This window comes from Endozoicomonas sp. 8E (assembly GCF_032883915.1).
Lineage (GTDB): Bacteria > Pseudomonadota > Gammaproteobacteria > Pseudomonadales > Endozoicomonadaceae > Endozoicomonas_A.
On sequence record NZ_CP120717.1, the window covers coordinates 6,929,380 to 6,955,453 of the forward strand.

At 47.8% G+C, this 26,074-nt stretch carries 23 protein-coding genes and 1 pseudogene; 11 read left to right on the forward strand and 13 right to left on the reverse strand.

Annotated elements, in window-relative coordinates; all coding sequences use genetic code 11:
* The first annotated feature begins 93 nt into the window (after positions 1-93).
* Positions 94-1,674 (forward strand): ankyrin repeat domain-containing protein, encoded by a 1,581-nt coding sequence (locus P6910_RS24670; protein WP_317143882.1) that lies wholly within the window; start codon positions 94-96, stop codon positions 1,672-1,674.
* Between the two features lie 62 nt (positions 1,675-1,736).
* Here the strand turns inward: P6910_RS24670 and P6910_RS24675 are convergent, their stop codons facing one another.
* The 4 genes from P6910_RS24675 to P6910_RS24690 all read right to left on the reverse strand — a co-directional run bounded on the left by P6910_RS24675 (position 1,737) and on the right by P6910_RS24690 (position 8,537).
* Positions 1,737-4,415 carry a hypothetical protein gene (locus P6910_RS24675; protein WP_317143883.1) on the reverse strand — a complete coding sequence of 893 codons (2,679 nt, stop codon included), beginning with the start codon at positions 4,413-4,415 and terminating at the stop codon, positions 1,737-1,739.
* 227 nt (positions 4,416-4,642) lie between these two features.
* Positions 4,643-7,327 carry a hypothetical protein gene (locus P6910_RS24680; RefSeq protein ID WP_317143884.1) on the reverse strand — a complete coding sequence of 895 codons (2,685 nt, stop codon included), beginning with the start codon at positions 7,325-7,327 and terminating at the stop codon, positions 4,643-4,645.
* Between the two features lie 215 nt (positions 7,328-7,542).
* Positions 7,543-7,944 (reverse strand): hypothetical protein, encoded by a 402-nt coding sequence (locus P6910_RS24685; protein ID WP_317143885.1) that lies wholly within the window; start codon positions 7,942-7,944, stop codon positions 7,543-7,545.
* Positions 7,945-8,240: 296 nt separating this feature from the next.
* On the reverse strand, positions 8,241-8,537 hold the full coding sequence (locus P6910_RS24690) for a hypothetical protein (RefSeq protein ID WP_317143886.1): 297 nt from the start codon (positions 8,535-8,537) through the stop codon (positions 8,241-8,243).
* 424 nt (positions 8,538-8,961) lie between these two features.
* Here P6910_RS24690 and P6910_RS24695 point away from each other — a divergent pair, with 424 nt between their 5' ends.
* Both P6910_RS24695 and P6910_RS24700 read left to right on the forward strand, forming a co-directional pair.
* Positions 8,962-9,228 carry a hypothetical protein gene (locus P6910_RS24695; RefSeq protein WP_317143887.1) on the forward strand — a complete coding sequence of 89 codons (267 nt, stop codon included), beginning with the start codon at positions 8,962-8,964 and terminating at the stop codon, positions 9,226-9,228.
* On the forward strand, positions 9,215-9,589 hold the full coding sequence (locus P6910_RS24700; protein ID WP_317143888.1) for a type II toxin-antitoxin system VapC family toxin: 375 nt from the start codon (positions 9,215-9,217) through the stop codon (positions 9,587-9,589). Before P6910_RS24695 ends, P6910_RS24700 begins: the two co-directional genes overlap by 14 nt.
* An 86-nt stretch (positions 9,590-9,675) precedes the next feature.
* Here the strand turns inward: P6910_RS24700 and P6910_RS24705 are convergent, their stop codons facing one another.
* The 3 genes from P6910_RS24705 to P6910_RS24710 all read right to left on the reverse strand — a co-directional run bounded on the left by P6910_RS24705 (position 9,676) and on the right by P6910_RS24710 (position 12,800).
* Positions 9,676-11,637 carry a choline BCCT transporter BetT gene (locus P6910_RS24705; protein ID WP_317143889.1) on the reverse strand — a complete coding sequence of 654 codons (1,962 nt, stop codon included), beginning with the start codon at positions 11,635-11,637 and terminating at the stop codon, positions 9,676-9,678.
* 412 nt (positions 11,638-12,049) lie between these two features.
* Positions 12,050-12,484 (reverse strand): RING-H2 finger protein, encoded by a 435-nt coding sequence (locus P6910_RS27025; protein ID WP_410493858.1) that lies wholly within the window; start codon positions 12,482-12,484, stop codon positions 12,050-12,052.
* A 133-nt stretch (positions 12,485-12,617) separates the two neighbouring features.
* On the reverse strand, positions 12,618-12,800 hold the full coding sequence (locus P6910_RS24710; protein WP_317143890.1) for a hypothetical protein: 183 nt from the start codon (positions 12,798-12,800) through the stop codon (positions 12,618-12,620).
* Between the two features lie 80 nt (positions 12,801-12,880).
* Between P6910_RS24710 and P6910_RS24715 the strand changes: the two genes are divergently transcribed.
* The 6 genes and pseudogenes from P6910_RS24715 (at position 12,881) to P6910_RS24735 (ending at position 17,493) form a co-directional block, all read left to right on the forward strand.
* Entirely contained in the window at positions 12,881-13,387 is a 507-nt protein-coding gene (locus P6910_RS24715) for a DUF29 domain-containing protein (RefSeq protein ID WP_317143891.1), read from the forward strand.
* A 52-nt stretch (positions 13,388-13,439) separates the two neighbouring features.
* Positions 13,440-13,601: pseudogene (locus P6910_RS27030) on the forward strand (type II toxin-antitoxin system RelE/ParE family toxin); the annotation flags it as partial.
* Positions 13,602-13,798: 197 nt separating this feature from the next.
* Positions 13,799-14,278, forward strand: a complete 480-nt coding sequence (locus tag P6910_RS24720; protein WP_317143892.1) for a MarR family winged helix-turn-helix transcriptional regulator — start codon at positions 13,799-13,801, stop codon at positions 14,276-14,278.
* 113 nt (positions 14,279-14,391) lie between these two features.
* The gene (locus P6910_RS24725) at positions 14,392-15,399 is read left to right on the forward strand and encodes an ABC transporter substrate-binding protein (RefSeq protein ID WP_317143893.1); all 1,008 of its coding nucleotides are present in this window, start codon (positions 14,392-14,394) and stop codon (positions 15,397-15,399) included.
* An 11-nt stretch (positions 15,400-15,410) separates the two neighbouring features.
* Complete coding sequence (locus P6910_RS24730; RefSeq protein WP_317143894.1) at positions 15,411-16,307, forward strand: proline/glycine betaine ABC transporter permease; 897 nt, start codon at positions 15,411-15,413, stop codon at positions 16,305-16,307.
* On the forward strand, positions 16,300-17,493 hold the full coding sequence (locus tag P6910_RS24735) for a glycine betaine/L-proline ABC transporter ATP-binding protein (protein WP_317143895.1): 1,194 nt from the start codon (positions 16,300-16,302) through the stop codon (positions 17,491-17,493). The genes P6910_RS24730 and P6910_RS24735 overlap by 8 nt, the downstream gene beginning before the upstream one ends.
* 270 nt (positions 17,494-17,763) lie before the next feature.
* On the opposite strand, the gene P6910_RS24740 is transcribed toward P6910_RS24735, so the two are convergent.
* The gene (locus tag P6910_RS24740) at positions 17,764-18,102 is read right to left on the reverse strand and encodes a hypothetical protein (RefSeq protein WP_317143896.1); all 339 of its coding nucleotides are present in this window, start codon (positions 18,100-18,102) and stop codon (positions 17,764-17,766) included.
* Positions 18,103-18,489: 387 nt separating this feature from the next.
* On the reverse strand, positions 18,490-19,041 hold the full coding sequence (locus P6910_RS24745) for a hypothetical protein (RefSeq protein WP_317143897.1): 552 nt from the start codon (positions 19,039-19,041) through the stop codon (positions 18,490-18,492).
* Between the two features lie 361 nt (positions 19,042-19,402).
* Between P6910_RS24745 and P6910_RS24750 the strand changes: the two genes are divergently transcribed.
* The gene (locus P6910_RS24750; RefSeq protein WP_317143898.1) at positions 19,403-20,029 is read left to right on the forward strand and encodes a hypothetical protein; all 627 of its coding nucleotides are present in this window, start codon (positions 19,403-19,405) and stop codon (positions 20,027-20,029) included.
* A 184-nt stretch (positions 20,030-20,213) separates the two neighbouring features.
* The gene (locus P6910_RS24755) at positions 20,214-21,611 is read left to right on the forward strand and encodes a protein-tyrosine phosphatase family protein (protein ID WP_317143899.1); all 1,398 of its coding nucleotides are present in this window, start codon (positions 20,214-20,216) and stop codon (positions 21,609-21,611) included.
* Positions 21,612-21,657: 46 nt separating this feature from the next.
* Here the strand turns inward: P6910_RS24755 and P6910_RS24760 are convergent, their stop codons facing one another.
* The 4 genes from P6910_RS24760 to sfsA all read right to left on the reverse strand — a co-directional run bounded on the left by P6910_RS24760 (position 21,658) and on the right by sfsA (position 25,841).
* On the reverse strand, positions 21,658-22,845 hold the full coding sequence (locus tag P6910_RS24760; RefSeq protein WP_317143900.1) for an FAD-dependent oxidoreductase: 1,188 nt from the start codon (positions 22,843-22,845) through the stop codon (positions 21,658-21,660).
* A 26-nt stretch (positions 22,846-22,871) separates the two neighbouring features.
* Positions 22,872-24,017 (reverse strand): DegT/DnrJ/EryC1/StrS family aminotransferase, encoded by a 1,146-nt coding sequence (locus P6910_RS24765; RefSeq protein WP_317143901.1) that lies wholly within the window; start codon positions 24,015-24,017, stop codon positions 22,872-22,874.
* Positions 24,014-24,952: a Gfo/Idh/MocA family oxidoreductase gene (locus tag P6910_RS24770; protein ID WP_317143902.1), complete on the reverse strand. Its 939-nt coding sequence runs from the start codon at positions 24,950-24,952 to the stop codon at positions 24,014-24,016. The genes P6910_RS24765 and P6910_RS24770 overlap by 4 nt, the downstream gene beginning before the upstream one ends.
* A gap of 154 nt (positions 24,953-25,106) precedes the next feature.
* Positions 25,107-25,841 (reverse strand): DNA/RNA nuclease SfsA, encoded by a 735-nt coding sequence (sfsA, locus tag P6910_RS24775; protein ID WP_317143903.1) that lies wholly within the window; start codon positions 25,839-25,841, stop codon positions 25,107-25,109.
* Positions 25,842-26,074 lie beyond the last annotated feature (233 nt).

A 26,074-nucleotide genomic window follows, 5' to 3' on the forward strand; every position in this document is an offset into this window, starting at 1 on the left:
GAACTGAATCAGGGAACTTCTTGATGCATTTTCGAGTCAAAATCTGATGATCAATAAAATTAATGCAATTAATAAGGAAGGGAGAAACGAATAATGCGACCAGCCAAAAACTCAGAACTCGATAGTTTGTTTAGCCCAGTCTCCGGTGCAATCAGTGAATGTAATCAACCGGGTAATTTTAAGGGTCGTGCCAGCACCTGCGTCGACGCTGGCAGCTTTGGCAACTCACCGACAGTCGTTGGAGGGCATCCTTCTTACCATCAGGATTATTCGGCAGCAGTTACACTTGCTGATCGAATGGCCACTGAACGCAGGAATATGCCCTCCCGGTTCGCAAATGCAATGGAATACACCAGCTGTGCAACAGCTAACAGAGACAAAGCTGAACCCGTCAATGGTTCACCATTCCATTCAGAGTCTGACAGTAGATTGCGCGAACAGCTCGAAGAATTATCATTATCGGACCCCTCAGTTTTGCATGGCGATAGATTACAGCAGACCGGAGAACGAAAAGGATCTCACAGTTATAAAGCTAAAGCACTGCTGGAAACGATACTGCTTCAAAAAGCTCTCTGCCCGGAAATTAAGCCCGATGGTCGTTCTGGCAAAAGTCCTGGTTTTTTCCAGAAGCGCAAGCTGAATGGATTGATAACAAAAGCAGTTGATAATTTCTTCAAAAACTCAACCCATCATTTTTCGCCTGCGAGTTCGGTGAGCGGTCAAGCGCAACGAGTTGAACAGCTGCTTCACTGTTTTGCCCGGACGGAATCCGGTCAAAGGCTCTACAGAAAAGCCGTTGCCAATAATCTGGTAGCCCTTGAAAGTCTGTTACGAAAGGCCGGTGTTGATATCAACCATCAAAGCCCTAAAAGTGGCAACACGCCAATAATTGCAGCCGCCAAGGCGAATCATTGGTCAATGGTTAGTTTACTGCTTGAGGAAAAAGCCACTGTGCATCAACAAAACAAATCTGACTATCATTTGTTGGAGCTGATTTTTAGCGCCTGGGGGAATTACAAGATTACCGATGAGCAACAGAGGGAACTTACTTTAAAAGCCCTCGAAAATCAGCCTGAAGCTCAGATTAACATGGCAGACGGTCAGGCAAAGTTACTTGCCGTTTATGCCTTTCAACATGCAGTGTTGAGAAATTGTTGGTCATTTTGCAATCAGTTGTTGGAAAAAATTCCTCATCTGGTCAGCGCATTAAAACAAGAACAGATAGGTTCCAAGCTGATGATAGATGTAGTGATGAACTATCGTGACCAGGACACAGCGACGAAGTATCTGGTGAATTTGAAAGATTCTGCCGGGCGGCGACTTTTTAATCTTAACTGTAAGACACAGGCAGGTAAAACGCTCCTGATGCTGGCAGCAAAAAACGGTAACACCCGTACCATGACAACCCTTCTTAACACCCCGGATGCTGTAGAAAATATTAATGCTTTCACCACCACCTCCCTACCGGGCCCCCCCTCTCGGTGGACGGCATACACTTATGCTCACTACTACAGTGAAGTCCGTCAAAACCGCTATATCCTCGAAGAGCTCGTGAGACGTGGTGCCAGGCGGGTGCCTGCATACAAGGTGAAAGAAAAGGAACCAGATAGTAGCTCTGGTCATTCCTACCATTTCGGTAGCTATGGCGGCGATGACGGTCCAGATGGTGAGTGATACGGGCAGTGGTTGTGGGAATAGCGGTTGACACCTGAGGAGCCTGCAAGCATCCGTTATGATTACCTTACATCACGTTGTACGTCGGTAATCGTCAGTTTCTGTCTCTCCATTAAAAAAGGGAACTCGTCAAAATAATCAAAAGGAGCTCTCCCTTCCAGAAGTTTTATTGTATCTTTTTCACCTGTTTCAACATCCACGCAGTGGTAAAGAGGCAGGTCCATTTCCTCAGCAATGTCCCGTGCGGCATCGATGAACAATAAATTACTCTCATCGGGATAGCCTTTTTCAAGCAATAACGCAGGGCGATCATCCTGATCCAGCACCATGCGAATTACACTTCTGCTGAGGATATTTCCTTTTTGGTTCTTTATGACAATCATGGCATTGCGTCCATCCATCACATAGCTCATGAGCCCACTCCTAAAATCCTCCGAGCCGTCGGGTGATAAACAGCTTTTGACTTCAAGCCCACTGATAAAAAGATCCCAGGGGTCTTCTGTCAGCATCAGGGTTTCTCCGGGGGACAAGAGTTTTTTTCGGGTTTCCTCGCTGAAGCCACTGAAGTTCGCTCCCCAACCTGCTTCGAATCGGGGGTATTTCTTGTAAACGGCCTGCAGGTGTTTATTGTTCAGCGGTGACAGTCGGCCCTGAATAAACGTATTGTTAACACTGGTCTCTATAAACTGATGGGTAAGGTCTATAACTTCTGCATTCCCCTGTTCTATCATTGATGCCATGTAAAAAGGCAGGAGATGGTGATGTCGTTGTTTCATCAGCCATTGTGGGACCTCCTCATTAACTCCCACAAAAGCGTCAGCCCCTTTTTCTGCGATCAGCAATGGTAATCTTACCTTCTGACAGCTCAAGCCCATGCTGTCCAGAAATGCAGTAAAGCTGTCTCCTATCTTGAATGCCATGTAAAGCCAGCCCAGTTTTTCATAAGTCAGACTTTGGGTAAGCTTTTTCAGGATCGGCATTACCATGGCCTTATTCATAACCTCGCTGGCCAACATCTGCTCAAGGGTAGACAGCCACTGGTGGAAAATCTTGCCATCTTTCATCCGACGCCTGCTCTTGCTGGCGCTGGGAGCTTGCAAAGATTGACAGAGTTCCTCGATGTCATCTTCTGAGAGTCTATCGGGTACAAATGCCAGCCATTGCAGCGGTGCCAGTCGCAAATGCGCTCCGCCAATGATTCCGGGCTTACCGAGTATTTTCTGTATTTTCGGGGTACTCTGAACCAGACGGGCCAGCCCAGCGATCAGATAAGGAATATTTTTTTTATTGCCATGTTCCATGATGGCCCTGACAAAATGAACCAATACTGAAGTAGCCATTATTTCTTTGGATGATTTGCAGGCGGCAATGATCATTAAAAGTCGATGCACTTTCGCTTTGATATCGGGCTTGCCTTCAGGTAGTGATATACCAGCACATTCTTTTTCCAGGTCGTCAACTGCATCAAGCAATACCTGCGAATATTCCGGGGCCATTTTATCAATGTTTGCTCTGAGTACAGTTAGATACCTGTCCAGCGGTTTACTTTCAAGTAAAACAAACCCATTGATATCACTGAGTTGTTCGAGCTTTTTAAACTGCAAGGCAACAGGTGCCGGTGCTTTCAAACTATTGGCCAGGGCACCAATATAGCGGCAATAATCGATAGAGCCGGGTTGTTTTGACAAATAGGCCAGCTCTTTAGCAATATGCCAGATGTTAGTTTGACGGTTGATATTTGGCTCGGTGGTATAGAGAACAGTTCTAATGTACGACATTAACTCAACAATATCAGCCTGCTGTGAAAAACCGGAACAGGCTGCATAGAGATACAGCCATCTTCTTGTATAGATTTTGAAAGCGAAATAACCATCAGAGTCTGATAAATTGCCATTGCATCCAACTCTTGGGATATATTTTTTTTCAATATTGTCAACTTCACTCAATAATTCTCTGGAAAGCTCGTTGTTTTCGGATGTCAGGATTTGCCTGATCTCCAGAAGTCTGTCCCTGACCTTTATTTTAGGGTCTAATGCTGTCAACTGTTCATTAATTACATTGTCCTCCTCTGACAGAGAAGGCGAATCAGGAAGACATTGAAACAAATTCTTTGCCTTCTCAAATCCGATGGATAAAGGAATTCTCAGCAATGTCCAATAAACCTCATCAAGTTGTCCTTTATGCTCTTCTTCAGCAGCCAACATAATCCGGAGTTTTTCAGCCCCGTTTAAAGTTTTTGTTTTATTCAGCTTTAATACCGTTTTCCTGACATCAAGTTTCAGGCACTCAAGAAAAACGGCACATTGCACTTCATTGGTCGGTGACTTTTCTATTGCTTCCCATTGAAACTGAGCCACCAGATTCCTGGCGGCCATCTGTATAGCTTCAGCTTTTGAATCAAAGGTTTGTATCTCAAGATTAACCTGCCGTTCAGATAGCCGTTTACTTCTGGCAGTCTTGAAGATTTCCTCTGACAGTAACGGCTCATTTTTGACGGGTTGAACTTCATTTTCTGGTATTTTTTTAAGGATTTTACTGGGCAGTAAAGGGTCGTCTGTTGCATTTGCCGGTCTTTTTTGAGCAGTTTTCTCTGACCGTTCGGTGGTGCCATCCTGTCGCTTTACCTGCCTGCCCAGGTACTGAACAGAGTCATCTACTGCTTCTTCTGAGAAGCCAACAGGTGGCTGCGTGTTCAAATCACGCAGCTGTTGACCCAAATCATTTGACCGATAAGAATCCAATTTGCCTACCTCCATTGTGAGCTGCTCTTATGGTACCGGTCTGATTGGATCAAACCGAATAATACTCTATTTGACGGTTAATCCAGTCATTAGTTCCATCCATTGCCAGGGTGAAGTTCAGATTCTTTATTGGCACATTACCCGGATAGTGGCCTAAATGTGTGGATAGAACAGAGATCTATTTACTTCCGTGGCACAGTGGACTTATGCTGTGGCATCCGTTATGACTACCTTACATCACGTTGTACGTCGGTAATCGTAAGTTTCTGTCTCTCCTTTAATAAAGGAAAAGCGTCAAAATAATCGAAAGGCGCTCTCCCTTCCAGAAGTTTTATCATACCTTTTTTACCTGTTTTAGCATCCACGTAGTGGTAAAGGGGCAGGCCCATCTCGCCAGCAATGTCCCTTGCGGCATCAATGAACAATAAATTACTCTGATCGGGATAGCCCTTCTCAAGCAATAACGCAGGGCGATCTTCCTGATCCAGCACCATGCGAATCACACTTCTGCTGAGAATATTTCCTTTTTGGTTCTTTATGACAATCATGGCATTGCGTCCATCCATCACATAGCTCATCAGTCCACTTCTATGACACTGCATGCCGTCGGGTGATAGACAGCTTTTAACTTCAAGCCCACTGATAAAAAGATCCCAGGGGTTTTCTGTCAGCCTCAGGGTTTCTCCCGAGGACAAGAGTTTGTTTCGGGTTTCCTCGCTGAAGCCACTGAAGTTCGCTCCCCAACCTGCTTCGAATCGAGGGTATTTCTCGTAAATGGCCTGCAGGTGTGGATTGTGCAACGGTGACTGCCTGCTCTGAATAAAGGTATTGTTAACGCTGGTCTCTATAAACTGATGGGTCAGGTTTATAACTGCTGCATTCCCCTCTTCTATCATTGATGCCATGTAAAAAGGCAGGAGATGGTGATGTCGTTGTTTCATCAGCCATTGTGAGAACCCTTTATTGACGCCCACCAAAGCGTCAGCCCCCTTTTCTGCGATCAACAATGGTAATCCTTCCTTCTGACAGCTGAAGCCCATGATGTCCAGAAATTGATTAAACCTGTCTCCCATGCTGAAAACCATATAAAGCCAGCCCAGTTTTTCATAAGTCAGACTTTGGGTAAGCTTTTTCAGAACCAGCATTACCATGGACTTATTCATAACCTCGCTGGCCAATACCTGCTCCAGGGTAGACAGCCACTGATGGAAAACCTTGCCATCTTTCATCTTTCGCCTGCTGCCGCTGGAGGCTTGCAAAGATTTACAGAGTTCCTCAATGTCATCTTCTGAGAGTACATCGGGTACAAATGCCAGCCATTGCAGCGGCACCATTCGCAAATGCTCTCCGCCCTTGATTCCGGGCTCACCCAGTATTTTCTGTATTTTCGGGGTGCTCTGAACCAGACGGGCCAGCCCGGCAATCAGATAGGGAATATTTTTTTTATTGCCATGTTCCATGATGGCCCTGACAAAGTGTTCCAATACTGAAGTAGCCATTATTTCTTTGGATGATTTGCAGGCAGCAATGATCATTAAGAGTCGATGCACTTTCGCTTTGATATCGGGCTTGCCTTCAGGTAGTGATATACCAGCACATTCTTTTTCCAGATCGTCAACTGCATCGAGTAATACCCGCGAATATTCCGGGGCTATCTTATCAATGTTTGCTCTCAGTACGGTTAGATACTGGTCCAGCGGTTTGCTTTCAAGTAAAGCGAACCCTCTGATATCACTGAGCTGTTTGAGCTCTTTAAACTGTAAGGCGACAGGTGCCGGTGTTTTCAAACAATGGGCCAGGGTACTAATATAGTGGCAATAATCGATGGAGCCGGGTTGTTTCGACAAATAGGCCAGCTCTTTAGCTATATGCCAGATGCTATCTGGAACTTCGTTATTTGGCTCTATGATATAAAGAACAGATCTAATGTACGACATTAACTCAGCAATATCAGCCTGCTGTGAAAAGCCGGAACAGGCTGCATAGAGATACAATAATCTTCTTGCATAGATTTGAGAATCGATATAATCATCAGCGTCTGATAAACGACCGTTCCATCCAACTCTTGAGATAAATTTTTTCTCAATATTTTCAACTTCACCCAACAGCTGTCTGGAAAGTTCGTTGTTTTCCGATTTAAGGGTTTGTCTGACCTCCAAAAGTCTGTCCCTGAACATTTTATCAGGGCTTAATGCTGTCAACTGCTCATTAATGACATTGTCCACCTCTGGCAGAGAAGGCATATCAGGTAGACGCTGAAACAGGTTCTTTGCTTTCTCAAATCCGATGGATAACGGAATCCTCGCAAGTATCCAGTAGCACTCAAGAAGTGGACGTTTATTCTGTTGTTTCTTCTCTTCTTCAGCTGCCAACATAACCAGGAGCTTTTGAGCCCCATTTAAAGATGTTGTTTTGTTTAGCCTTATCAGCGTCTTCTCAACATCAAGTTTCAGGCACTCAAGGAAAACGGCACATTGCACTTCAGTGGTTGGTGACTTTTCTATTGCCTCAAATTGAAATTGACTCACCAGATTCCTGGCGGCCATCTGTATAGCTTCAGCTCTTGAATCAAAGGGTTGTGTCTCAAGATTAACCTGCCGTTCAGACGGCGGTCTACTCCCGGTAGCAATGAAGAATCCCTCTGACATTAACTGCTCATTTTTGATAGGTAAAACTTCAGTTTCTGGCATTATTTTACGAAGTTTACCGGGCAGTAAAGGGTCGTCTGTTGTATTTGTCGGTCTTTTTCGAGCAGTTTTCTCTGACTGTGCGGTGGTGCCATCCTGTCGCTTTACCTGTCTGCCGAGGTATTGGATGGAGCCATCTTCTGCTTCTGTTGAAAAGCCATTGGGTTGCACCATCTTCAATTCATGCAGCTGTTGAGTCAAACCTTTTAACTGATAAAAATCCATTTTGCCTACCTCCATTGTGGGCGTATGTTGGAACAATTACAGGACAGCCAGATACCATAAGTTCTGGAAAATCAGCGTTCAGATCTTTAATACAAAGAAAAACCCTGAAGCTGATTTCCTCATTCCTGTCCTTGCAGTACCGATCTGACTGAATAAAGACGAATCTCATTAACATTTGACTGTTAATTCAATAATTAGTTCCATCCATTGCCCTGTTAATTGTTGTCCATGATGTTTCTTACGCAGTCGAGTATTAGTTCCAGTTTTACGTCGTGGTCCTCCAGCTTGGTTACTATTTTTTTATGATCACTGACGAGTATTTCCTGACTGCGTTCCAGTTTGTCCATTCTGGAGTCCAGTTTTTTCTGCCCGTCTTCCAGCCTGTCTACTTTGGTTTCCAGCTTGTCTACTTTGGTTTCCAGCTTGTCCATTCTGGAGTTCAGTTTTTTCTGCCCGTCTTTCAGTGCGGCAGTGTCGCTGCCGACGATTGACAGATTTTTTTCTATTCTGTCCAGTCGGCTCTCTGTAATGAGCCAGTCCATTTGCGCCCCTGCTTTTGCTTTTTCATCGGACACACCGGCTTCCAGCAAAGCGGCATACAAAGGTTTGTGAAGCATTGTTTTTACCGTAGGTTATTGTTTGGGTGGACAGAGTATAGTCGGGTTTGACTATTGCGGCGGTACGATAGAAGGTAAAACAATAATAACCAGCACAACAATCAAGAAGGGATGCAAAAGGTTAAGTGCTAGAAAAACAACTCTGATTGACTTCAGGTATTGTGCATAGCGAATCCTTGCGGATTCGTTACTTGCATCCCCCCGCTAAAGAGGCTGTCGCAAAAGTCCAGCAACTCGTTCCCTCACTCTGAGGGTGTCGCAAAACTCCAACAGCTCGTTCCCATGCTCTGAGGTCGTCATTCCCGAGAAGGCGGGAATTCAGCGCTAACGGTGGATCTCTGCCTTCTCGGGGATGACAGGGGGGGCACCGGGCAGTATGGTTCTGGTGGAGAGTCAGTGTGGATTCCCGCCTTCGCGGGAATGACGAGAGTGAAGCCGAGAATGACGAGAGTGAAGCCGAGAATGACGAGAGTGAAGCCGGGAATGACGAGAGTGAAGCCGGGAATGACGAGAGTGAAGTCGGGAATGACGAGAGTGAAGTCGGGAATGAAGGGAGTCAACGCGTTCGCACGCTGGAGAGAGTTTTGCGACACCCTGACTCTGCGTGGGAATGCATACCTCCCCTGAAAAGCGGACTCTGCAGCTCGAGATAAGTATGGGTTCCCACGCCGCGACCCACAGGGCCTAAAAGCAAACAATTACAGGACAGCCAAATACCATAAGCTCTGGAAAATCAGCGTTCAAATCTTTAATACAAAGAAAAACCCTGAACCTGATTTCCTCATTCCTGTCCATGCAGTACTGACCTGACTGAATAAAGACGAATCTCATTAACTTTTGGTTGTTAATCCAATAATTAGCTCCATCCATTGACCTATTGAGTGTTGGAAGACTATCCGGGATGAGAAATGGCTTCCTCCAAACGCCTGTCAATAAGCTATCAATAAATGAAGCATTTACTTTTATGCGTACGCAACTAAAATAAAGCGTACATATTCAAAAAAAAGCAGGCACAGCATGGCAAATCAGCAAAATAGACAAGAGCCCATTAACCTGACCAATCTCAGGAAAAACATCTACGCCATCTTTGATGAGATCATCAGAACAGGACAACCCGTGGCCGTTGATCGTGGTGGTGTCAGCTTGACGATCAGCCTTTCGAATAAAGGCTCTAAGCTTGACAGGCTGGAAAGTATGGGCGAGCAATCCATAATCATTGGCAATGAGGTCGGGCTGGAGAGTGAATCAGTGTTTAACTGGGAGCCCGAGAATGGTTTTAATTGATACTCATATAGCCGTCTTTTTACATTCCAGGCAAGTCCGAAAACTCTCTCCCAAAGTCAAAGTCATGCTGGACAATAATGATATCGTGCTACCGGAAATGGCAAGGTTTGAGCTTCAATACCTGAATGAAATCGGCCGAATTGCCGAGACGCCAGCTAATATCATCCAATTTCTTTATACCGAAATTGGTCTGACTCTGTCGAAAACTCCCATGTCGAGGCTTGTGGACGAGGGCACTCTGCTGTCCTGGACAAGGGATCCTTTTGATCGTCTCATTTGCGCTGATGCACAGGCACAGAACATTCCACTGATCACTCATGATCAGAAAATTCTGAAAAATCTACCTCAGGCTTGCCGCTGAAATGGTCAAGCGAATAGCTACTGCAGGAAAATACGCCCTGATGGAAAGCCTGCCAAACGACAACTTTCCATCAGGGCGCCGTTGAATCAGCGAACCATATGCAGGAAGTGCATATGTTTCTCGTACTGATCAATAATATCGCCAATGACCTGTTCCCGGGTCCAGCCCATAATGTCGTAATCCTGACCACCTTCCCTCAGGAAGACTTCTGCCCGGTAATACTTGCTCTCTTCCTCGTCATCAATGACAAAGCTGGGTTGAACATAGGAACGAGGGCTGACCTTGTAGAGAAAGTCCTGTTCCTCACCATGAAAAACATTGAGAGAGACAATGCTTTTGTTGCGATCAAAATCTATTCCGGTTTCCACTCCCTGCTCTTCCAACTCTCTGGACAGGGACTTCATTGCTGGCAGCACCACACTTCTCATGAAGACCCTGACACTTTTGCGCTCCGGGAAGTGGGTAATATTCTGCAATCGAGTCTGCCATGGAATAGAAACATTGGCATGGCTCGGTGCCAGGGTGGTTTGGGTCAGACTTTCTTTCTTGGCGGCATCCAGCGCCAGCGCTTTTAACAATCCATAACCGGAAACCAACAATACCACCGAGAATGGCAAAGCCGTGGCAATAGTGGCTGTCTGGAGCGCCTTGAGCCCTCCGGCAAGCATCAGCACCAGTGCAACAAGACCAATCAGGGTAGACCAGAATACTCGCTGCCAGACCGGTGTTTTCCCTTCACCCGAGGAAGCCAGCATATCAATCACCATCGCACTGGAATCGGAAGAGGTTACAAAGAATACCACCACCATGATAATGGCGATTCCTGACAGAAATTCAGTGGCCGGGAAGTACTCCAGAAACTTGAAGAGCGCCAGAGAAACATCGACCTGAACAATGTCAGCCAGATCTGTCGCACCGTGATTCATGATCAGATCAATGGAAGTGTTTCCGAATACGGTCATCCAGATAAAGGTCAGACAGGCAGGGACAAACAGTACACCACAGATAAACTCGCGAATGGTTCTGCCTCTGGAGATACGGGCAATGAACATGCCGACAAAAGGCGACCAGGACAACCACCATGCCCAGTAAAACAGAGTCCAGCCACCCATCCAGTCGGTCGGTTCATAGGCATAGAGATTAAATGTTTTGTCGACGATATCGGACAGATAACTACCGATGTTCTGCACCAGTATCTGCAACAGCAGGATAGTAGGCCCGAGAATGATGACCATGGCCATCAGCAGCAGTGCCAACAGCAGATTGATCTCGGATAGGCGACGAATCCCTTTGTCAAGCCCTGAAGCAACAGAGAGCGTTGCCAGAGCGGTAATCACTACGATCAAAACCACCTGAACATGGGTGCTTACATCAATATCAAACAGGTAATTCAGGCCCGAGTTGACCTGAAGCACACCATAACCCAGGGCTGTAGCCACACCAAAGGTGGTACCCAGAATGGCAAAGATATCAATAATATGGCCAATAACACCGTGAATACGATCACCCACAATCGGGTAAAGCGCTGAACGCAGAGTTAACGGCAAGTTATGACGATAGCCAAAGAACGCCAGAATCAGAGCAACAATGGCGTAGATGGCCCAAGCATGAAACCCCCAGTGAAAAAAGGTAATTCTCATGGATTCCCGGGCGGACTCAATGGACGCAGGATCGCCCACAGGGGGTGTGAGAAAGTGCATGACGGGTTCCGCCACGCCAAAGAACATCAGGCCAATCCCCATACCGGCTGAAAACAACATGGCAAACCAGGAGCTGAAGCTGAAGTCCGGCTCGGAGTGGTCAGGGCCTAACTTAATGTCGCCGTAGCGGGAGAGGCCGACAATAGCAACACCAATAAGGATAATGGCGACTGCCGTCACATAAAACCAGCTGGCGTTGGTCATTATGCCGGTTTGGAGGAGGGTGGAATAAAGCTCGGCCTGCTTCGGAAACAGAGCCGTAGAAAGCACTATCAAAAGAATGATACTGGCTGCACCGATAAAGACGGGCAAGTTGAGACTGTGACGTGATTCTGAAAGGTCAGACATAAAGACGAGTGGCTCCCAAAGTCAGGTTGATTGACTGAAGCTGTTCAGGTGAAGTTGTTTAAGTGAAGGCGTTGAGAATACCTCAACATTAAACAATTTCAGGCGAGAGGGGCGGAAATACTACAGGTCTGATATTCAGTGGTCAAATCATGTTTGTTTTTCTGACCTATTTATGGAAACCGGTCGAAGCAAACATCTGAACAGACCAAGAGATCACTGAGCCTTAATCCTGTTATTGGGACGATATTCTTGTTTTTTTTGCGAAAAATCATCCGAGCACAGACGTGCATTCTAATGGGAATCCCTCGCTGATTTCTTTTAATCAGCTGTGATGGAACTGACCGACTCTCCGGGCAGAACGCTTGCTCTGGCAGCAGGTAATGATGTTAAAGTCCCTGCAAAGGCAACGGAATCAGAGCATTAGATTACTTAAAGCTGAAATCGCTGACTCCTGCCTGTCTGTCTCACCCCGCATAGCCATATAGCTCGATGCTATGGCTCTAGCCTGCCGGTCCAATCTCTGCCTGTCTGTAGAGGAGTTTCCATTCTCACGGGTCGAAGCAGAAGGTCTCGATAAAAAGGCCAAGGCTTGGGCATGATATCCGGCCCCCATGCCTTGCCATAGTTCTAAGTCCCTGGTCACTAGAAAGGTTCTGCAAGACGGGCAGGTTGAATTTTTCGATAGCCAGGGCTCCAGGCAGTCTTTGTGAAACATATGTTTGCATTGTTTGAGAACCATGACTTTCTTTCCGGCAAAAGTTTCGAGACAGACAGGGCAATTGTCGGTCGGCTTTTGATAAAGTGCTGACTGGCTATCTGGGCTGCTGGGCGGTTTGATTCCGTTCATATCTCTTACTCTTCTCTCTGTTTTTCAAATAACTTACGTTATTGGATCAATGTCTATCCATTAAGTTCCCTGTGCTTATTTTTTGGTGCGCGTGGCATGGGCATGAACTTATGGGGTGACCCCCTGAGGAAGGTCAATGACAGGACAGCCAAAGAATCATGCCCTCTTTCCGAATCCTGCGATCATGCAAATCTTTCTGCATCCCCATCATTTGTTTGCGATACTGACGGTTCTCTTTGGCATCAATGGCCGAATTGACCAGCCCAAAACCACGGGCAAAGCCCTCGGCAAAGGCATCTGTGCTTTGGTAATTCATTTTGATTCCCTTTTGTTATTTGCCTACAGCGGTAGGGCAACGGAGGTATTTTTTTAAAGGTATCCAGTTAAGGTAAAAAGATGAATAGCTTATATCACACTGATTATCATCAATGGCTGACTCAGCAAGTCACTCTGCTGAGAAATCATAACTTTGAACAATTAGACCTTGAGAATCTGTTGGAGGATTTGGAGTTGGGTATTAAGCAAGATGTTCGACAGTTGGAGAACTATCTGATTAATCTCATACTTCATTTACTTAAAATGGATTATCAAACATCCGTTCTGAGGGATTCGGTAGCCTCTGAAAGAGTCATTAAAGGTTGGATGGATGCTATCGATAACGCCAAGGATGCGATTAGTCGATTAATCATAAAAAATCATAGCCTGAAACAACGGGTGGAAGATGTTTTAAGTGAGTCGTATCCTGCTGGGAAAAAAGGAGCCATTCGGGAAATGAATCGTCACATGCCGCCAAAATACCCAAAACTGGATAACAGCAGCTTTCCCGACACCTGCCCTTGGTCTTTTGACCAAATGATGTCTGAAGACTGGTATCCAGTGAACGGAGTAAGCCTTTATGAGTAATTTATACAACCAGAGGTTTTGAGACACCCTCAGAGCGTGGGAACGAGTTGAGAGCCTTAAAGACAACCCTCTCAAGGGTAAAATCGGCAAAGTACACGGCACAAGAGAACTGGTTATCCCAGACAACCCTTTAAAGATCATCTATACCGTCGAAGCAGAACTGATTACCGTATTGTTTGTCCCACATCAGAGGCAACAATGGCCTCGTAACTGACATTGGTGCTTCCTATGCCATTGATTGACTGAAGTCGTTTAAGTGAGGTCTTTGAGACTACATCAATATTTAACAATTCCAGGCGAGGGGCCGAAAATATTATACGTCTAATATTTAGTGATCAAATTATATTTGTTTTTCTGATCCATTTGTGGAACATAGTTGGGTCAAACATCTGAACAGACCAAGAGATCACTATGTCAGAATCCTGCTATTGGAACGATGTTCTTGTTGCTTTGCGACAAATCATCCGGGCCACAGACCTGCATTCGAAGCGAATGATCAAAGTATGCGGGTTGACCATCCCTCAGGTGATGGTGCTCAGAGCAATAGAAACCCTGGGTGATGTAACAGTCAAAAGAATCTCCCAGGATGTATCACTGAGCCAGGCCACGGTTACGACTATCCTCAACCGCCTGGAAGATCGCCAATATGTCGAAAGAGTCAGAAGCACTAAAGACAAACGCATTGTTAATGCCCGGCTGACCACCGAAGGACGAGGCGTTCTCAAGACCACCCCGCCATTGCTCCATGAAAAATTCATTGAGCGCTTTGAGTCTCTGGAAGACTGGGAAAAAACCCAGCTTCTCTCTGCTCTGCAACGGGTAGCCATTATGATGGATGCAGAAAGTATTGATGCCGCCCCGGTTCTGGATGTTGGCATACTGACTTCCTGAAGGCCATTTAGTTTGAACTCTTATTATTAGAGGTGTAACCTGTACGCCTGAAATTCATCGTCAAAATCCCGGTTACTAAAGCAGCCAACAATAACAATGACAGGTGCAACTGAATGCAAAAAACCGTCAAAACCCTGAGTGCTGCGGCACTCCTTTCGTTATCCAGCACAGCAGTTTCTGCCTCTTCCTGTGGAAAAGTTTCCATCGCCGACATGAACTGGAACTCAGCCTCCCTGATGGCTCACGTCGACCAGTTCATTCTCACCCACGGCTTTGGCTGCGATGCCGAACTGGTGCCCGGCGATACAATGCCTACCAGCACCTCCATGGTTGAAAAAGGTGAACCGGACATTGCTCCCGAACTTTGGAGTAACGGTGTTAAAGAAGTTCTGGACAAAGGGGTATCAGAAAAGCGTTTGCGCTTCGCTGGTGTCTCACTGTCTGATGGTGGCGAAGAAGGCTTCTGGGTTCCCAAATACCTGGTGGATAAAGACCCATCCCTGGCCACTATTGATGGCATCATGAAGCAGGCTTCATTGTTCGAGCACCCGGAGGACTCCGAGCTGAGTGCTTTCTATGGTTGTCCAGCTGGCTGGAACTGCCAGATTTCCGCCAGCAACCTGTTTCGTGCGATGAATCTGGAAGACAAAGGTTTTGAACTGATCGATCCCGGCTCTGGGGCAGGTCTGTCCGGTTCACTGGCAAAAGCCTATGAGCGCAATGAAGCCTGGTTTGGTTACTACTGGGCACCCACAGCCATTCTTGGCAAATATGAAATGGTCAAGGTTGATTTCGGCAGTGGTGTTGATAAAAAAGAATTCATGACGTGTACCAGCAATCAGGACTGCGAATCTCCAAAGGTGACTATGTACCCACCTTCAGCCGTTCACTCAGTGACCACGGAGTCTTTCGCCAGCCAGTCTCCTGAAGCTTTCCAGTACATTGGCAAACGCGCCTTCACCAATGCCGACATGAACAGGCTACTGGCCTGGATGGAGGACAATCAGGCTGACGGTGAAATAGCCATGGAGCATTTCCTGAAAAATTACCCGCAAATCTGGCAGTCCTGGGTTTCCAACCCCGTGGCCCAAAAAGTGAAGAAAGCTCTGTCCAGCCTCTAAGGGAAACCACTATGTCTGAAAAATCCTGGCTGACTGAGTTTCCGGAAATGGATCGCAGCGACCTTATTTCGATCAGAAAAACGCTGGACGGTGCCTACCGGGAATTTTCACGCACTTATGGCGACTCAATAGAGGCTTTCTTTGATCCTCTGTTGAGTTTCCTGTCCGGATTTGAGCAGTTACTGCTGAATTCGCCCTGGTGGCTGGTCCTGGCTGTTATTACCGGCCTCTCCTATGCCGCCAGTCGCTCCTGGAAACTGTCCGGAATCATAGCCGTTTCACTGCTGGCCATCGGTTATTTTGGCATGTGGGAAGACACCATGCGGACCCTCAGTATGATTACCGTCTGCACGGTGCTTGCCATCCTGCTGGGCATACCCATCGGCATACTGATGGCTCGCTCTGATCGGATTCAGAACACTATCACGCCCATACTGGATGTTATGCAGACCATGCCTGCCTTTGTCTATCTCATTCCTGTGGTGATGCTGCTGGGCATTGGCAAAATTCCGGGTCTGATCGCCGTCATTATTTATGCCATTCCGCCGGTGATTCGCCTGACTAATCTGGGTATACGTCTGGTGGATAGAGAAGCTCTGGAAGCGGCCGCTGCTTTTGGTGCCAGCCCCTTACAACGTCTGACAGGTGTTCAGCTACCACTGGCCATGCCCAATATAATGGCGGGCATCAACCAGACCATCATGATGGCTCTGGCGATGGTTGTTATCGCATCCATGATCGGCGTAAAAGGACTGGGACAGCCCGTTCTCAAATCCATTACCAACCAGTATTTTACCCTGGGACTCTTGAATGGTCTGGCCATTGTTGCCCTCGCCATTATGTTTGACCGGGTATCCCAGGCCTGGGCAAAACGAAGCCAACAATACCGTGAGGGCTCCCATGTCTGAGCTGATCTGCGTACGCAATCTTTACAAGATTTTCGGTAAGACGCCTGAGCGAGCTTTGACACAGGTCAAGTCAGGTCTGGGCAAGAGCGAGTTACTGGAACAGACCCAACATGGTCTGGGTCTCAAAGCTATCAACCTGAGCATCAAGCGGGAAGAGATCTTCGTCATCATGGGCTTGTCCGGTTCTGGCAAATCCACCCTGATTCGGCACTTCAATCGACTGATCGAACCCACCGAGGGAGACATTATTGTCGATGGTATCAATGTCATGAAACTGGGAAAAAGAGAGCTGGAACAGTTCAGGCGACAGAAAATGTCTATGGTCTTCCAGCGCTTTGGCCTTTTGCCCCATCGCTCAGTCATCGATAACGTCAGTTATGGCCTGAAAGTACAGGGTCTCAGCAAGGCCGAGCGCCTGAAAAAAGCGCAACAGTGGCTGGAAACAGTAGGCCTGAAAGGCTACGAAGACCAGTTCCCTGCCCAGCTTTCCGGGGGTCAGCAACAGCGGGTTGGACTGGCCAGAGCGCTCTGCACCGATGCTGAAATTCTCCTGATGGACGAAGCGTTTTCTGCCCTTGATCCACTGATTCGCAGTGAAATGCAGGATCAGCTGATCGAACTCCAGGAAAAGCTAAAGAAAACCATCCTGTTCATCACCCACGATCTCGATGAAGCCCTCCGTCTGGGCGATCGTATCGCCATACTCAAAGACGGTGAACTGGTACAAATGGGTAAGCCGGAAGACATTTTGCTCAATCCGGCCACTGATTACGTTGAAGCGTTCGTTAAAGACGTTAACCGTGCCAGAGCCCTGACGGTTGAAACGGTGATGCAGCCACCGGTTAACCGCATCACCGCCAACACCATTGGCGAAGCCTTGGAACAGATGAAAAAGCTTCCTAAAAGGTACGGCTACTACTTCAATGAACAGGGCTATCAGGGCATCGTCTTACAGGACACCCTCGAACAAGCGGCCCAGACCCATGCCGGTGATACCCTTGGAGAAGAGATGGTGGAAGAACTGGAGGCTGTCTCTCCGGACGCCATTCTCGAAACTGTCATCCCGGATACTCTGGAAACAGACTATCCACTGCCCGTTGTCGATGAAACCGGAGAATTCCAGGGCGAGCTGTCAAGAACCAATCTTATAGAAGTGTTAGGCGAAACCTCTAGCCAGGCTGCCTGATAAGAGCCTATAGCAGTTTGCTGCCGTGTGAATATCATTAGCTGAATCAATCCGGGTTTGGCTCTGTCAGTCTCGAATATGGCCTCCTTAAAGAACTTGTGGTTCATGGGAGGCCATTTTTTACCCTGCACGATGGTTTCGCCAGAGTTCTTTCGAGTCGCACCGCCAGAGGCGGGTTTACCAGGGTTTGGTTCTTTGAGTAGCCTTAGTAGCGAGCCCAACCATTCTTACTAAGCTCCTTGTCTATGTCTGCCTGTTGGTAAACTTGGGCTACAGCCCGATCGGCCTATTGCTTTGCGTAGAGCGCGAATGAGCTTTAGTCGCGACATCATTTTCCACATGACTTGGATCAATAAGACTTTGCACCAGAGTTGCATCATCCTGACTGACTTCCATTGTTAAGCATATCTCCTGCAGCATAGTGTCAGCCTCGAAGAGAGATGCTGCCCGGTCTGCTTTGAGGCTTTTGCCCGTTTCCGAATGATCTGCACGTGGTATAGACGTTACAACAGTAACCGTTTTGGTCTTGGACTCTGATGCGCTATTCTGCGACGGTTGAAATACCGTACTAGCTGCAGGACTGGTTGTTGTGGTTACTCCGTAAGTCATAATGAATCCTCCATGAATAGTTAAGAATGGGCAATGGACATTAAAATTCTTGTCCACCTAAATACTTAGACAGGCAAAGGGGTATAAAAGTTCATATTTCACGTTGTCGATGAGACCGGGGAATTTCGGTGCGAGTTTTTTAAGAACCAATCTTAAAGCAGTGTCAGGCGAAACCAGGAGGCAGGTTGCCCGGTGAGAGCGCAGGTGAGTGCATTGAGATGTCAGTCAGAATATTACTCGCTGAATCAATCCGGATTTGCTTTGCCAGTCTCGATAACGGCCTCCTTAAAGAACTTGTGGTCCAGAGGAGGCCATATTTGCACCCTGTACGATGGTTTCGTCAGAGTTCTTTTGAGTCGCACCGTCAGAGACGGTGGATTAGGTGGCTTACGCTAGAGAAGATCTATAATGGTTTTCCAGAGCCTCAGCCAATTGATCAGCCCCTCTTCGATACTGCATCTTTGCCTCTACGAGACCTTTCGCAAGAGCCCACTCTGAGTCAGTGACTTCGGAATCACTGACACTATCGGCTTTTGTTTTATTGCTATGCAGATAATGGTTTTCCAGAGCCTTAGCCAATTGATCAGCCTCTCTTCGATACTGCATCTTTGCCTCTACGAGACCTTTCGCAAGAGCCCAATCTGCGTCAGTGATTTCGGAATCACTGACACTATCGGCTTTTGTTTTATTGCTATGCAGAGCCAGCAAAAGATTTTCTGCCTTCCGGTCTGACAGGCTTGTGACTGTTTTCGAATGTTCTGCACGTGGAATAAACGGTACAGTGTCAACATCATGCACGAATCCAGCATTGCTAAAGACTGCATGAGGAACAGACTGTACAGTGCCCGTTTTGGCCTTGGACTCTGGCGCGCTATTCTGCGACGGTTGAAATACAGCACTAGTTGCAGGGCTGGTTGTTGTGGTTACTCCGTAAGTCATAATATTTCCTCCATGGGAATTAAAAGTTAAGAAAAGGCAACGGACATTAAAGTTCACATTAACCTTGATCCTTGGACAGGCAACGGACATTAAAGTTCACGTTTGTCCTTTAAGACCTCGAAGTTTTTCCAGCGCAGCCAATTCATTACTTCGCCATTAGTGGGCTTAACCCTTCTTGCGAAGGCTTCTTAGTAACATCCCTGTTAGCCCTTACAAGAGCCTCTAGCCTGAATTGTGGCAATTCTGGAGGAACTTTTGCAGCATGATTCAGTCTCAGAATTAATCCACCGGGTACAGCCAGCATTAATGCAATGGAAAATCCTGGGGTGTAAATAACTTATTTTCTGAGGAGAAAAGAAATATGAATGGAGCAAATCCTGGGTTCCCACCGGTGACAAGACAGCCACAACTGACGGCTGACAGAGCATCGGATTCTACTTTTAAGTGTCCGGATGGCGTTGTTTCAAAATGGGTTTTACCGGTTGGCGGCGCTACCGTGTTGAGTGGTGGTGCCTCAGCTCTGTGTTGTTATTGTGTAGCCGGTTTCAAGCCCGTTGGTGCCTACCTCGGCGGTCCTGTTGGCGCTATTATTGGCGCTGGTATTAGCTGCCTTTATGCTGCTGGCAATGACTTCAAGGGCACTGATATTCGGGAGCGAGAGGTCGCCAACTATATCAGGATGGACACCTTTTCCGGTGAGCTGCAACCGTCTCAGGGGCGACTATTGACAGTGTCTTCATCAGACACAGGCAATAGTTATGGCTCTTGCAATCCTGTTCAGTCTCAGCCGGGGAGGGCCGCTGTTCAGTCCGATTCTGATGATAGTTCTTCGTCCGGTTCATCAGGCGATGACGTGTTTGACAGCGCCATGCCTTCTGTTTTCAGAGCTAGCAGAGCTACGAATGGGGCCGGCGTTGCCTCCGGATTACTCACAAATATGGCGCTCGATGCCGTCAGGCTGGCTGCTGTGCGTTCATCTTTCCGGTAATTGTTCAGGTGACGAAGTTGAAAGTTGGGTTTACCGTTTGGAGGTATTTGCGGGCTTGGTGCGGTTGCCGATTCTTTGGCTGGTTTAGCTTTAGCAAACGGCATCCTCATAGTTGGTCGTTATGCCTCTTTGGCGCTGTTGCTTTTTTGGCTTCGGAAGTACCTGACTTTCATGGATCAATAGCATGATACCAACAACCGCGACAACTGCAGCAACAACCGGTGTTTATCGCCATAACCCAGTTGCCCAGCCCGATAATAGCAACGGAATAATTGCCAGGGTGCCCTGGCGTAAAATCCGAACCTGTACAGTCGTGCTGGTCGGCACGGGTTTGACCCTTGCAGGGATGGCGACCGGTGCTGTCGCACCCGCCACGGTTTTTGCCGCTGGTGGGCTTCTTTGCCTGACAACTGCACTTTACCGAAACTTCAACCCCTTGCGATTAACTCAGCGTAATATTACGCCGCTTCGGCAAACAGCAGACTCACCGGGCCGGATTGCATCACTTCTGCCTGGTTCACAGCGCCTGTCAGCCAGTGATGCCCGTCAATCCGTCACAACACAGCCCATCCAGACAGCCATCACCGGGAACAGCGCTGAACTGCCTGCCATTGCCGAAGCTCTGCAAGGCATTCTGAAGGCCCTTGGACCGGATACGCATTTATTTACCGATGCCTCCCGGTCCCGTTCTGCAGAGGTCTCCAAACGTTTCCGGGATCTGAGCAAAAGATCCAGAGATGTTCCCTTTGAACAAAATCTCAATGGTGGGGCCTGTGCCAGGACCAGTGCCACGAACTTCCGGGATTATGCCGTCCCCAAATCCAGCAATATAGGCTGTCACCAGGCCTTCTGCGCGATACCTGGTCAGGCATACCACGCCAATTACATCGAAATGCACCACGGTAATTTCATTGCTGCACAGGGAGCAGTCAACAGAACCCATGACCGTTTCCTGCAGCTGCTGGCAGTAAACGATACGGCCGTATCCGTTGCCCTGGTCACAGAGAGCGAACTCAACAGGCCTGATAACATCCGTATTGGACCTGCCGACATTAATCAGTCAAGAACCGTTTCTGCTCTGCAAATCAACACGACAACAGGCATGGAGACATTGCCTTCCGTATCAGTAGGCCTGGTCGGTTCAATTGATGTGCCAGACATGAAGCTGAGGATCGACCAGCTGGTAATTAATGGCAAACCGCACTTTCGCATCAATGAGATGGGCTGGATTGACGGAACAGCCAACCATCCGGTAAGGCTGGCAGCCATCACGATTATGGCCGAAATGTTGAGAAAACACCCGGCAGTGCTGGAGCGGGCGGATAATCCGATGGTGGTCAATTGTAACGCCGGGGTAGGCCGGACCGGTACTTTCATTGTCGCCAGCGATATCATCCGTCATCATGGCCAAAATCCACAAGGGGCGGCGCTGGATATTGACAGTAAGATTCTTGCCGCCAGGCGGCGCAGATCATTGAAGTTTGTGCAAAACTCCGACCAGTACCAAAATCTGGTCACATTGCAAGAGAACCGAGACAACATAATACAGGCTCTTTTTGATGCGGTGGGAGCAAATCGCTGACTACGGCTGGGTTCATCTGTACATTCTTTGATACCCGTTCAGCGTCTCAATGAGGGTTAATTGGATAACCAAAAAACTGCCTGTTTTCCCTCAGTATTCTTGTAAATAATGCTTCATTAAGAGCCGTATCCGAGCCATCATTGTGATCGATAAAAGTGGCACCCAGTAACCCTCCCCCTCTGGGCATAAAATAGATATCCGCTTTATCCACAGGACTGGACCGTTTCGGTGCTCCCGGCGGCTGGTAGCGAGTGTAAATAATGTAGTCGAGCTTGTTCAGGGGTTGATGAGCCAGATCCAGCAACAACCCCATGTTTGGGTAGACCCTGTCATCGTGATTCAGTTTGCCGGCCCCGAGCCCGGAACAGTTAAAAACGACATTGGTTTTAATATCATCCAGACTGTCCACTGTCTTATGGATCACGGGGATATTTCTGGTTCTGAGTTCACGATCAAAGGCTGCCATAATGACTGCAGTATCCATAAAATAAGTCCGGAATTTTTGCATCGGGTAACTCACACCGGTCGAAAACTCAACCACGCCTTTCTCAGGTTTGGGTAACAATCCGGCCTCGGCAAAGGGCTCAATACCGGTATAAGTTTCCAGAGGACCTTCCTCTCCTTCTTTGCCCAGACCACTGTACACATCAATAAGATGAACCCCTTCATTGATGATGGGATGGGTTCCGCTGTCTACCCTTTGGTAGCCCTTGAGTGTTTCAATGGCCAGCTGTTCAGCCTCTTTTTTCTCTGTTTCATTTTCTGTTGCCAGAGACACCATGGCCAGGTAGCCGGTTGAGTTCAGAGAAGCAATACGGCTGTCTTGCTCGGCAATAATACGAATGCTCCGGTAGCCTGCATGATAGAGCGATAAAGCCACGGCTTTTCCCATACAGCCCGCGCCAATGACCGTAATGGGGACCTGGTCGTTGAATTCATGCTCTCTGGCCTTCTCCTCAAACAGGGTCACAGCCTTGTCGACACTCCCCCAGAGCAGCGTCCAGCCACTGCCTCCATGACCGTATAAATGGACTCTTACCTGTTCACCCAGACTCTCGGCACTGATTTCTGGCAACCCTTTTCGCATGGGACGAAGACAGACCACTTTGCGATCAATATCGCCGACCGCCTCCACTCGCCCCATGGCATCAAAGTGGGCATCATCCAGCTGAACCGCCTCAAGCTGATCATAAAATGGGGCTGAATGGACCACTTGAGAAGAGAAAAGGGCCATTAGCAATACCATACAGTGCCAGATATTCAGGGTGCGACTCCCGCGAACCAGTAGGCAAATTCTGCACTGTCTTCCAAGAAGAAACGGGAAACCGACTCAGTTACCCGGTGCACCTGTGTCTCCGTCATACCCGGAAAAACAGGCAGAGAAAGACAGCGCCGGGACACCTGCTCGGCAACAAAAAGATCCTGTTTCATTGGCAAACCCTCAAACACCGGCTGCTGATGCAGTGGCGTCGGATAATACAGGGCTGACGCAACGCCCTGACTGGCCAGATGCTCCTTCAGTTGATCTCGCTGATCGGTCAATACCGTAAACTGGTGGTAAACGTGCTCCTGTCCTGTCGGCAACAGGACATCCATCCCCTGCAAACAGGATCGGTAATCTTCTGCTATTTTTTTTCGCTCTTCGTTATAACGTGCAATATGCTTTAGCTTGACCCTGAGCAGCGCCGCCTGCATTTCATCCAATCGACTGTTGAAACCCATGCATTCATGTCGGTATTGGGCGCTGCTGCCGTGGTTTCTTAATATTTTTAGCTGCTCTGCCATGGGCTCCGTCTTTGCGGTGATTAAACCGCCATCACCAAAGCCACCGAGATTCTTGCTGGGGAAAAAACTGAAACAACCAAGGTCACCCCAGGTTCCCATCATTCTGCCGTTGACTGAAGCACCAAAAGACTGGGCACAATCCTCAATCAGCATCAGAGATCGCTCCTCACAGAGCCGCTGAATTTCCTGAATACGGGCAGGCAAACCGAACAGATGAACCACCAGCACTGCACGAGTGTGTTCAGTAATCGCTTCCTGAACCTGAAGTGGATCAATATTAAACGTCTCTGGTTCTATATCCGCAAACACAGGCGTTGCTCCCACCCGAACGATGGCCCCGGCCGTGGAAAAAAAAGTAAAAGGCGTCGTGATAACTTCGTCACCGGGCCCAAGACCCGCTGCTGAGAGTGCAAGGAACAGGGCATCAGTGCCACTGGCACAACTGACTGTATGATTAGCCTGGAGAAAGGCTCCGATTTCCTGCTCAAAAGCCACCACCTCCTCTCCCATCAGAAAACGACCTGAGTCCAGCACCCGCGTGGCCGCCGACCTGAGTTCCTGCTGAACAGGCTTGTGCCAGGCGAGTGTATCCACCATCGGGATCAATGGTTCAGTACTCATTGAATATCTCCTTCAATGATGTCGGAAATCCGGGTGGCTAACTCCAGGGCACGCTGGCCATCTTCACCGCTGACCCGGGGTGTTTTTGAATGACGAACACAGTTGAGGAAGTCTTCTATTTCCCTGCGCAGGGAGTCGCTGTCTTTATAATTCAATGCATCACAGTCAATATTGGGAATGCCGGGAAACATCTCACCTTTGCCTTTGTAAAAGTGCGACAGATTCAGAGACTGAAAGTCGATACAAATACAGGAATTCTCCTGAAAGATGTGCATTTTTCGCTTGGCTTTCTGACTGATCCGGCTTGCGGTCACATTGGCTACGCAGCCGCCGCTGAATGTCAGCCGGGCCTGGGCGATATCCACCGAGTCAGACAGAACAGCGGCACCATTGGCAGCGACATCCACCAGTGGTTGGTTGACCATGCTGAGAATAATATCCAGATCATGGATCATAAGATCCATAACCACATTGATATCCATGGAACGCGGCTTGAATCCGGCCAGCCGGTGGGATTCAATAAAGCGGGGCCTGTTCAATAGCGGACCTACGCCGGTAAGTGCTTCGTTAAAACGCTCCAGGCAACCTACCTGCAGAACCAGTTGCTGGTTCCTGGCTATCTGAACCAGCTCATGGGCCTCATTCAGACTGGAGGTTATGGGCTTTTCTACCAGTACATGCACACCAGCCTGAAGAAAATCCCTGGAAATCTTATGATGTAGCAACGTAGGCACAGCAACACTGACAGCATCTACCTTATCTAACAGCTGTTGGTAATCACCAAAGAACTCTGTAGCGCACTCTCTGGCAACAACACGACCACTGTCTTCATCAATGTCTGCCACCCCGACCAGCTGACACCCCGGTAACATGGCGTACTTATGGGCGTGAAACTTTCCCAGATATCCCGTCCCGACTACTGCGGTTCTGAGCATTAATAAGGTTCCATAACGTGTTGATGTCTCGCCCTTAAAAATAGACGTAATTTCGCACGCTATACGAACCATCATACAAAAAGAGGAATGAAATAAAGCCGTTGGATCTGGAAATCAGGGTAGGCAACTTATCAACGGCTGCTGAATCAGTCGATTATTCAATATCAAAAACGGGCAACGTCCGGGTCAGGGTAATTTCCTGCGTCGATATATCAGCGCCCAGAGCCATAATTTCAACCCCTGCCGCTGCAGCTTCTTTAATGACCTGACCGTATTCCGGATCAATCTCATGAGCCGGAGCGACACGTTCAATTCCCGTGTGTTGAACACAAAACAACAGCACCGCCCTGTGGCCTGACTCAACCACGGCCATCAACTCCCTGAGATGCTTTGTCCCTCGTGTGGTGACAGCATCAGGAAACAAGCCCAGACCATCGCCCACTGCCAGAGTGACACTTTTCACTTCAACATAACAATCTGGCAAACCTTCCTGCTGTAGCAAAAAGTCGATACGGCTTTTTTCTTCACCGTAAGGTACCTCTCTGCGAACCTTATCGTATTCTGCCAGCCCGGAAATCTGTTTCAGGTTCAGCGCTTCTTCCACCAGTTTGTTGGCTCTGCCAGTATTCAATCCGGCCAGGGTGCTTTTCTCCTCTGACCCGAACATAACGGGGATCTCGGCCAACTCCCAGGTGCAGGGATACTTTCGTTTGGGATTGCCGGAATCGAGATACCAGATCTGTTTACCTGGATAAAGACAATTTTTCATGGAACCGGTATTCGGACAGTGAAGCGTAATGCTACTGCCATCCTCCAGCTCGACATCCGCCATGAACCGTTTGTAGCGTCGAATCAGGCGGGCTGACTGAAGATTTTTTTCAAATTTCATATAAATATTTTATTAAATCAGACGTTAATATTCTCAATCTGAGTTCTATGGTAACCAGTTGATGGTTTCCTCCGACAGTATTTTGTGATTACTATGTAATATGTGGATGATCACTTGTCGACAGCGGCAGAAGCATTTTTTTATGGCGCATTGCCATAGGTTTTGGTAGTTTCATCGCTTCTGTGAGGAAGGCAAGAGGCATAGGGGCCAGATTTAGCAGCTGATTCTGGCAA

Coding starts and splice junctions, on each gene's coding strand:
- P6910_RS24715 (WP_317143891.1), top strand. CDS start 12,881: ATGAATAGCTTATATCACACTGATTATCATCAATGGCTGACTCAGCAA.
- P6910_RS24750 (WP_317143898.1), top strand. CDS start 19,403: ATGAATGGAGCAAATCCTGGGTTCCCACCGGTGACAAGACAGCCACAA.
- P6910_RS24770 (WP_317143902.1), bottom strand. CDS start 24,952: ATGCTCAGAACCGCAGTAGTCGGGACGGGATATCTGGGAAAGTTTCAC.
- P6910_RS24725 (WP_317143893.1), top strand. CDS start 14,392: ATGCAAAAAACCGTCAAAACCCTGAGTGCTGCGGCACTCCTTTCGTTA.
- P6910_RS24680 (WP_317143884.1), bottom strand. CDS start 7,327: ATGGATTTTTATCAGTTAAAAGGTTTGACTCAACAGCTGCATGAATTG.
- P6910_RS24685 (WP_317143885.1), bottom strand. CDS start 7,944: ATGCTTCACAAACCTTTGTATGCCGCTTTGCTGGAAGCCGGTGTGTCC.
- P6910_RS24765 (WP_317143901.1), bottom strand. CDS start 24,017: ATGAGTACTGAACCATTGATCCCGATGGTGGATACACTCGCCTGGCAC.
- P6910_RS24695 (WP_317143887.1), top strand. CDS start 8,962: ATGGCAAATCAGCAAAATAGACAAGAGCCCATTAACCTGACCAATCTC.
- P6910_RS24755 (WP_317143899.1), top strand. CDS start 20,214: ATGATACCAACAACCGCGACAACTGCAGCAACAACCGGTGTTTATCGC.
- sfsA (WP_317143903.1), bottom strand. CDS start 25,841: ATGAAATTTGAAAAAAATCTTCAGTCAGCCCGCCTGATTCGACGCTAC.
- P6910_RS27025 (WP_410493858.1), bottom strand. CDS start 12,484: ATGAACGGAATCAAACCGCCCAGCAGCCCAGATAGCCAGTCAGCACTT.
- P6910_RS24740 (WP_317143896.1), bottom strand. CDS start 18,102: ATGACTTACGGAGTAACCACAACAACCAGTCCTGCAGCTAGTACGGTA.
- P6910_RS24710 (WP_317143890.1), bottom strand. CDS start 12,800: ATGAATTACCAAAGCACAGATGCCTTTGCCGAGGGCTTTGCCCGTGGT.
- P6910_RS24745 (WP_317143897.1), bottom strand. CDS start 19,041: ATGACTTACGGAGTAACCACAACAACCAGCCCTGCAACTAGTGCTGTA.
- P6910_RS24720 (WP_317143892.1), top strand. CDS start 13,799: ATGTCAGAATCCTGCTATTGGAACGATGTTCTTGTTGCTTTGCGACAA.
- P6910_RS24700 (WP_317143888.1), top strand. CDS start 9,215: ATGGTTTTAATTGATACTCATATAGCCGTCTTTTTACATTCCAGGCAA.
- P6910_RS24670 (WP_317143882.1), top strand. CDS start 94: ATGCGACCAGCCAAAAACTCAGAACTCGATAGTTTGTTTAGCCCAGTC.
- P6910_RS24730 (WP_317143894.1), top strand. CDS start 15,411: ATGTCTGAAAAATCCTGGCTGACTGAGTTTCCGGAAATGGATCGCAGC.
- P6910_RS24760 (WP_317143900.1), bottom strand. CDS start 22,845: ATGGCCCTTTTCTCTTCTCAAGTGGTCCATTCAGCCCCATTTTATGAT.
- P6910_RS24735 (WP_317143895.1), top strand. CDS start 16,300: ATGTCTGAGCTGATCTGCGTACGCAATCTTTACAAGATTTTCGGTAAG.
- P6910_RS24705 (WP_317143889.1), bottom strand. CDS start 11,637: ATGTCTGACCTTTCAGAATCACGTCACAGTCTCAACTTGCCCGTCTTT.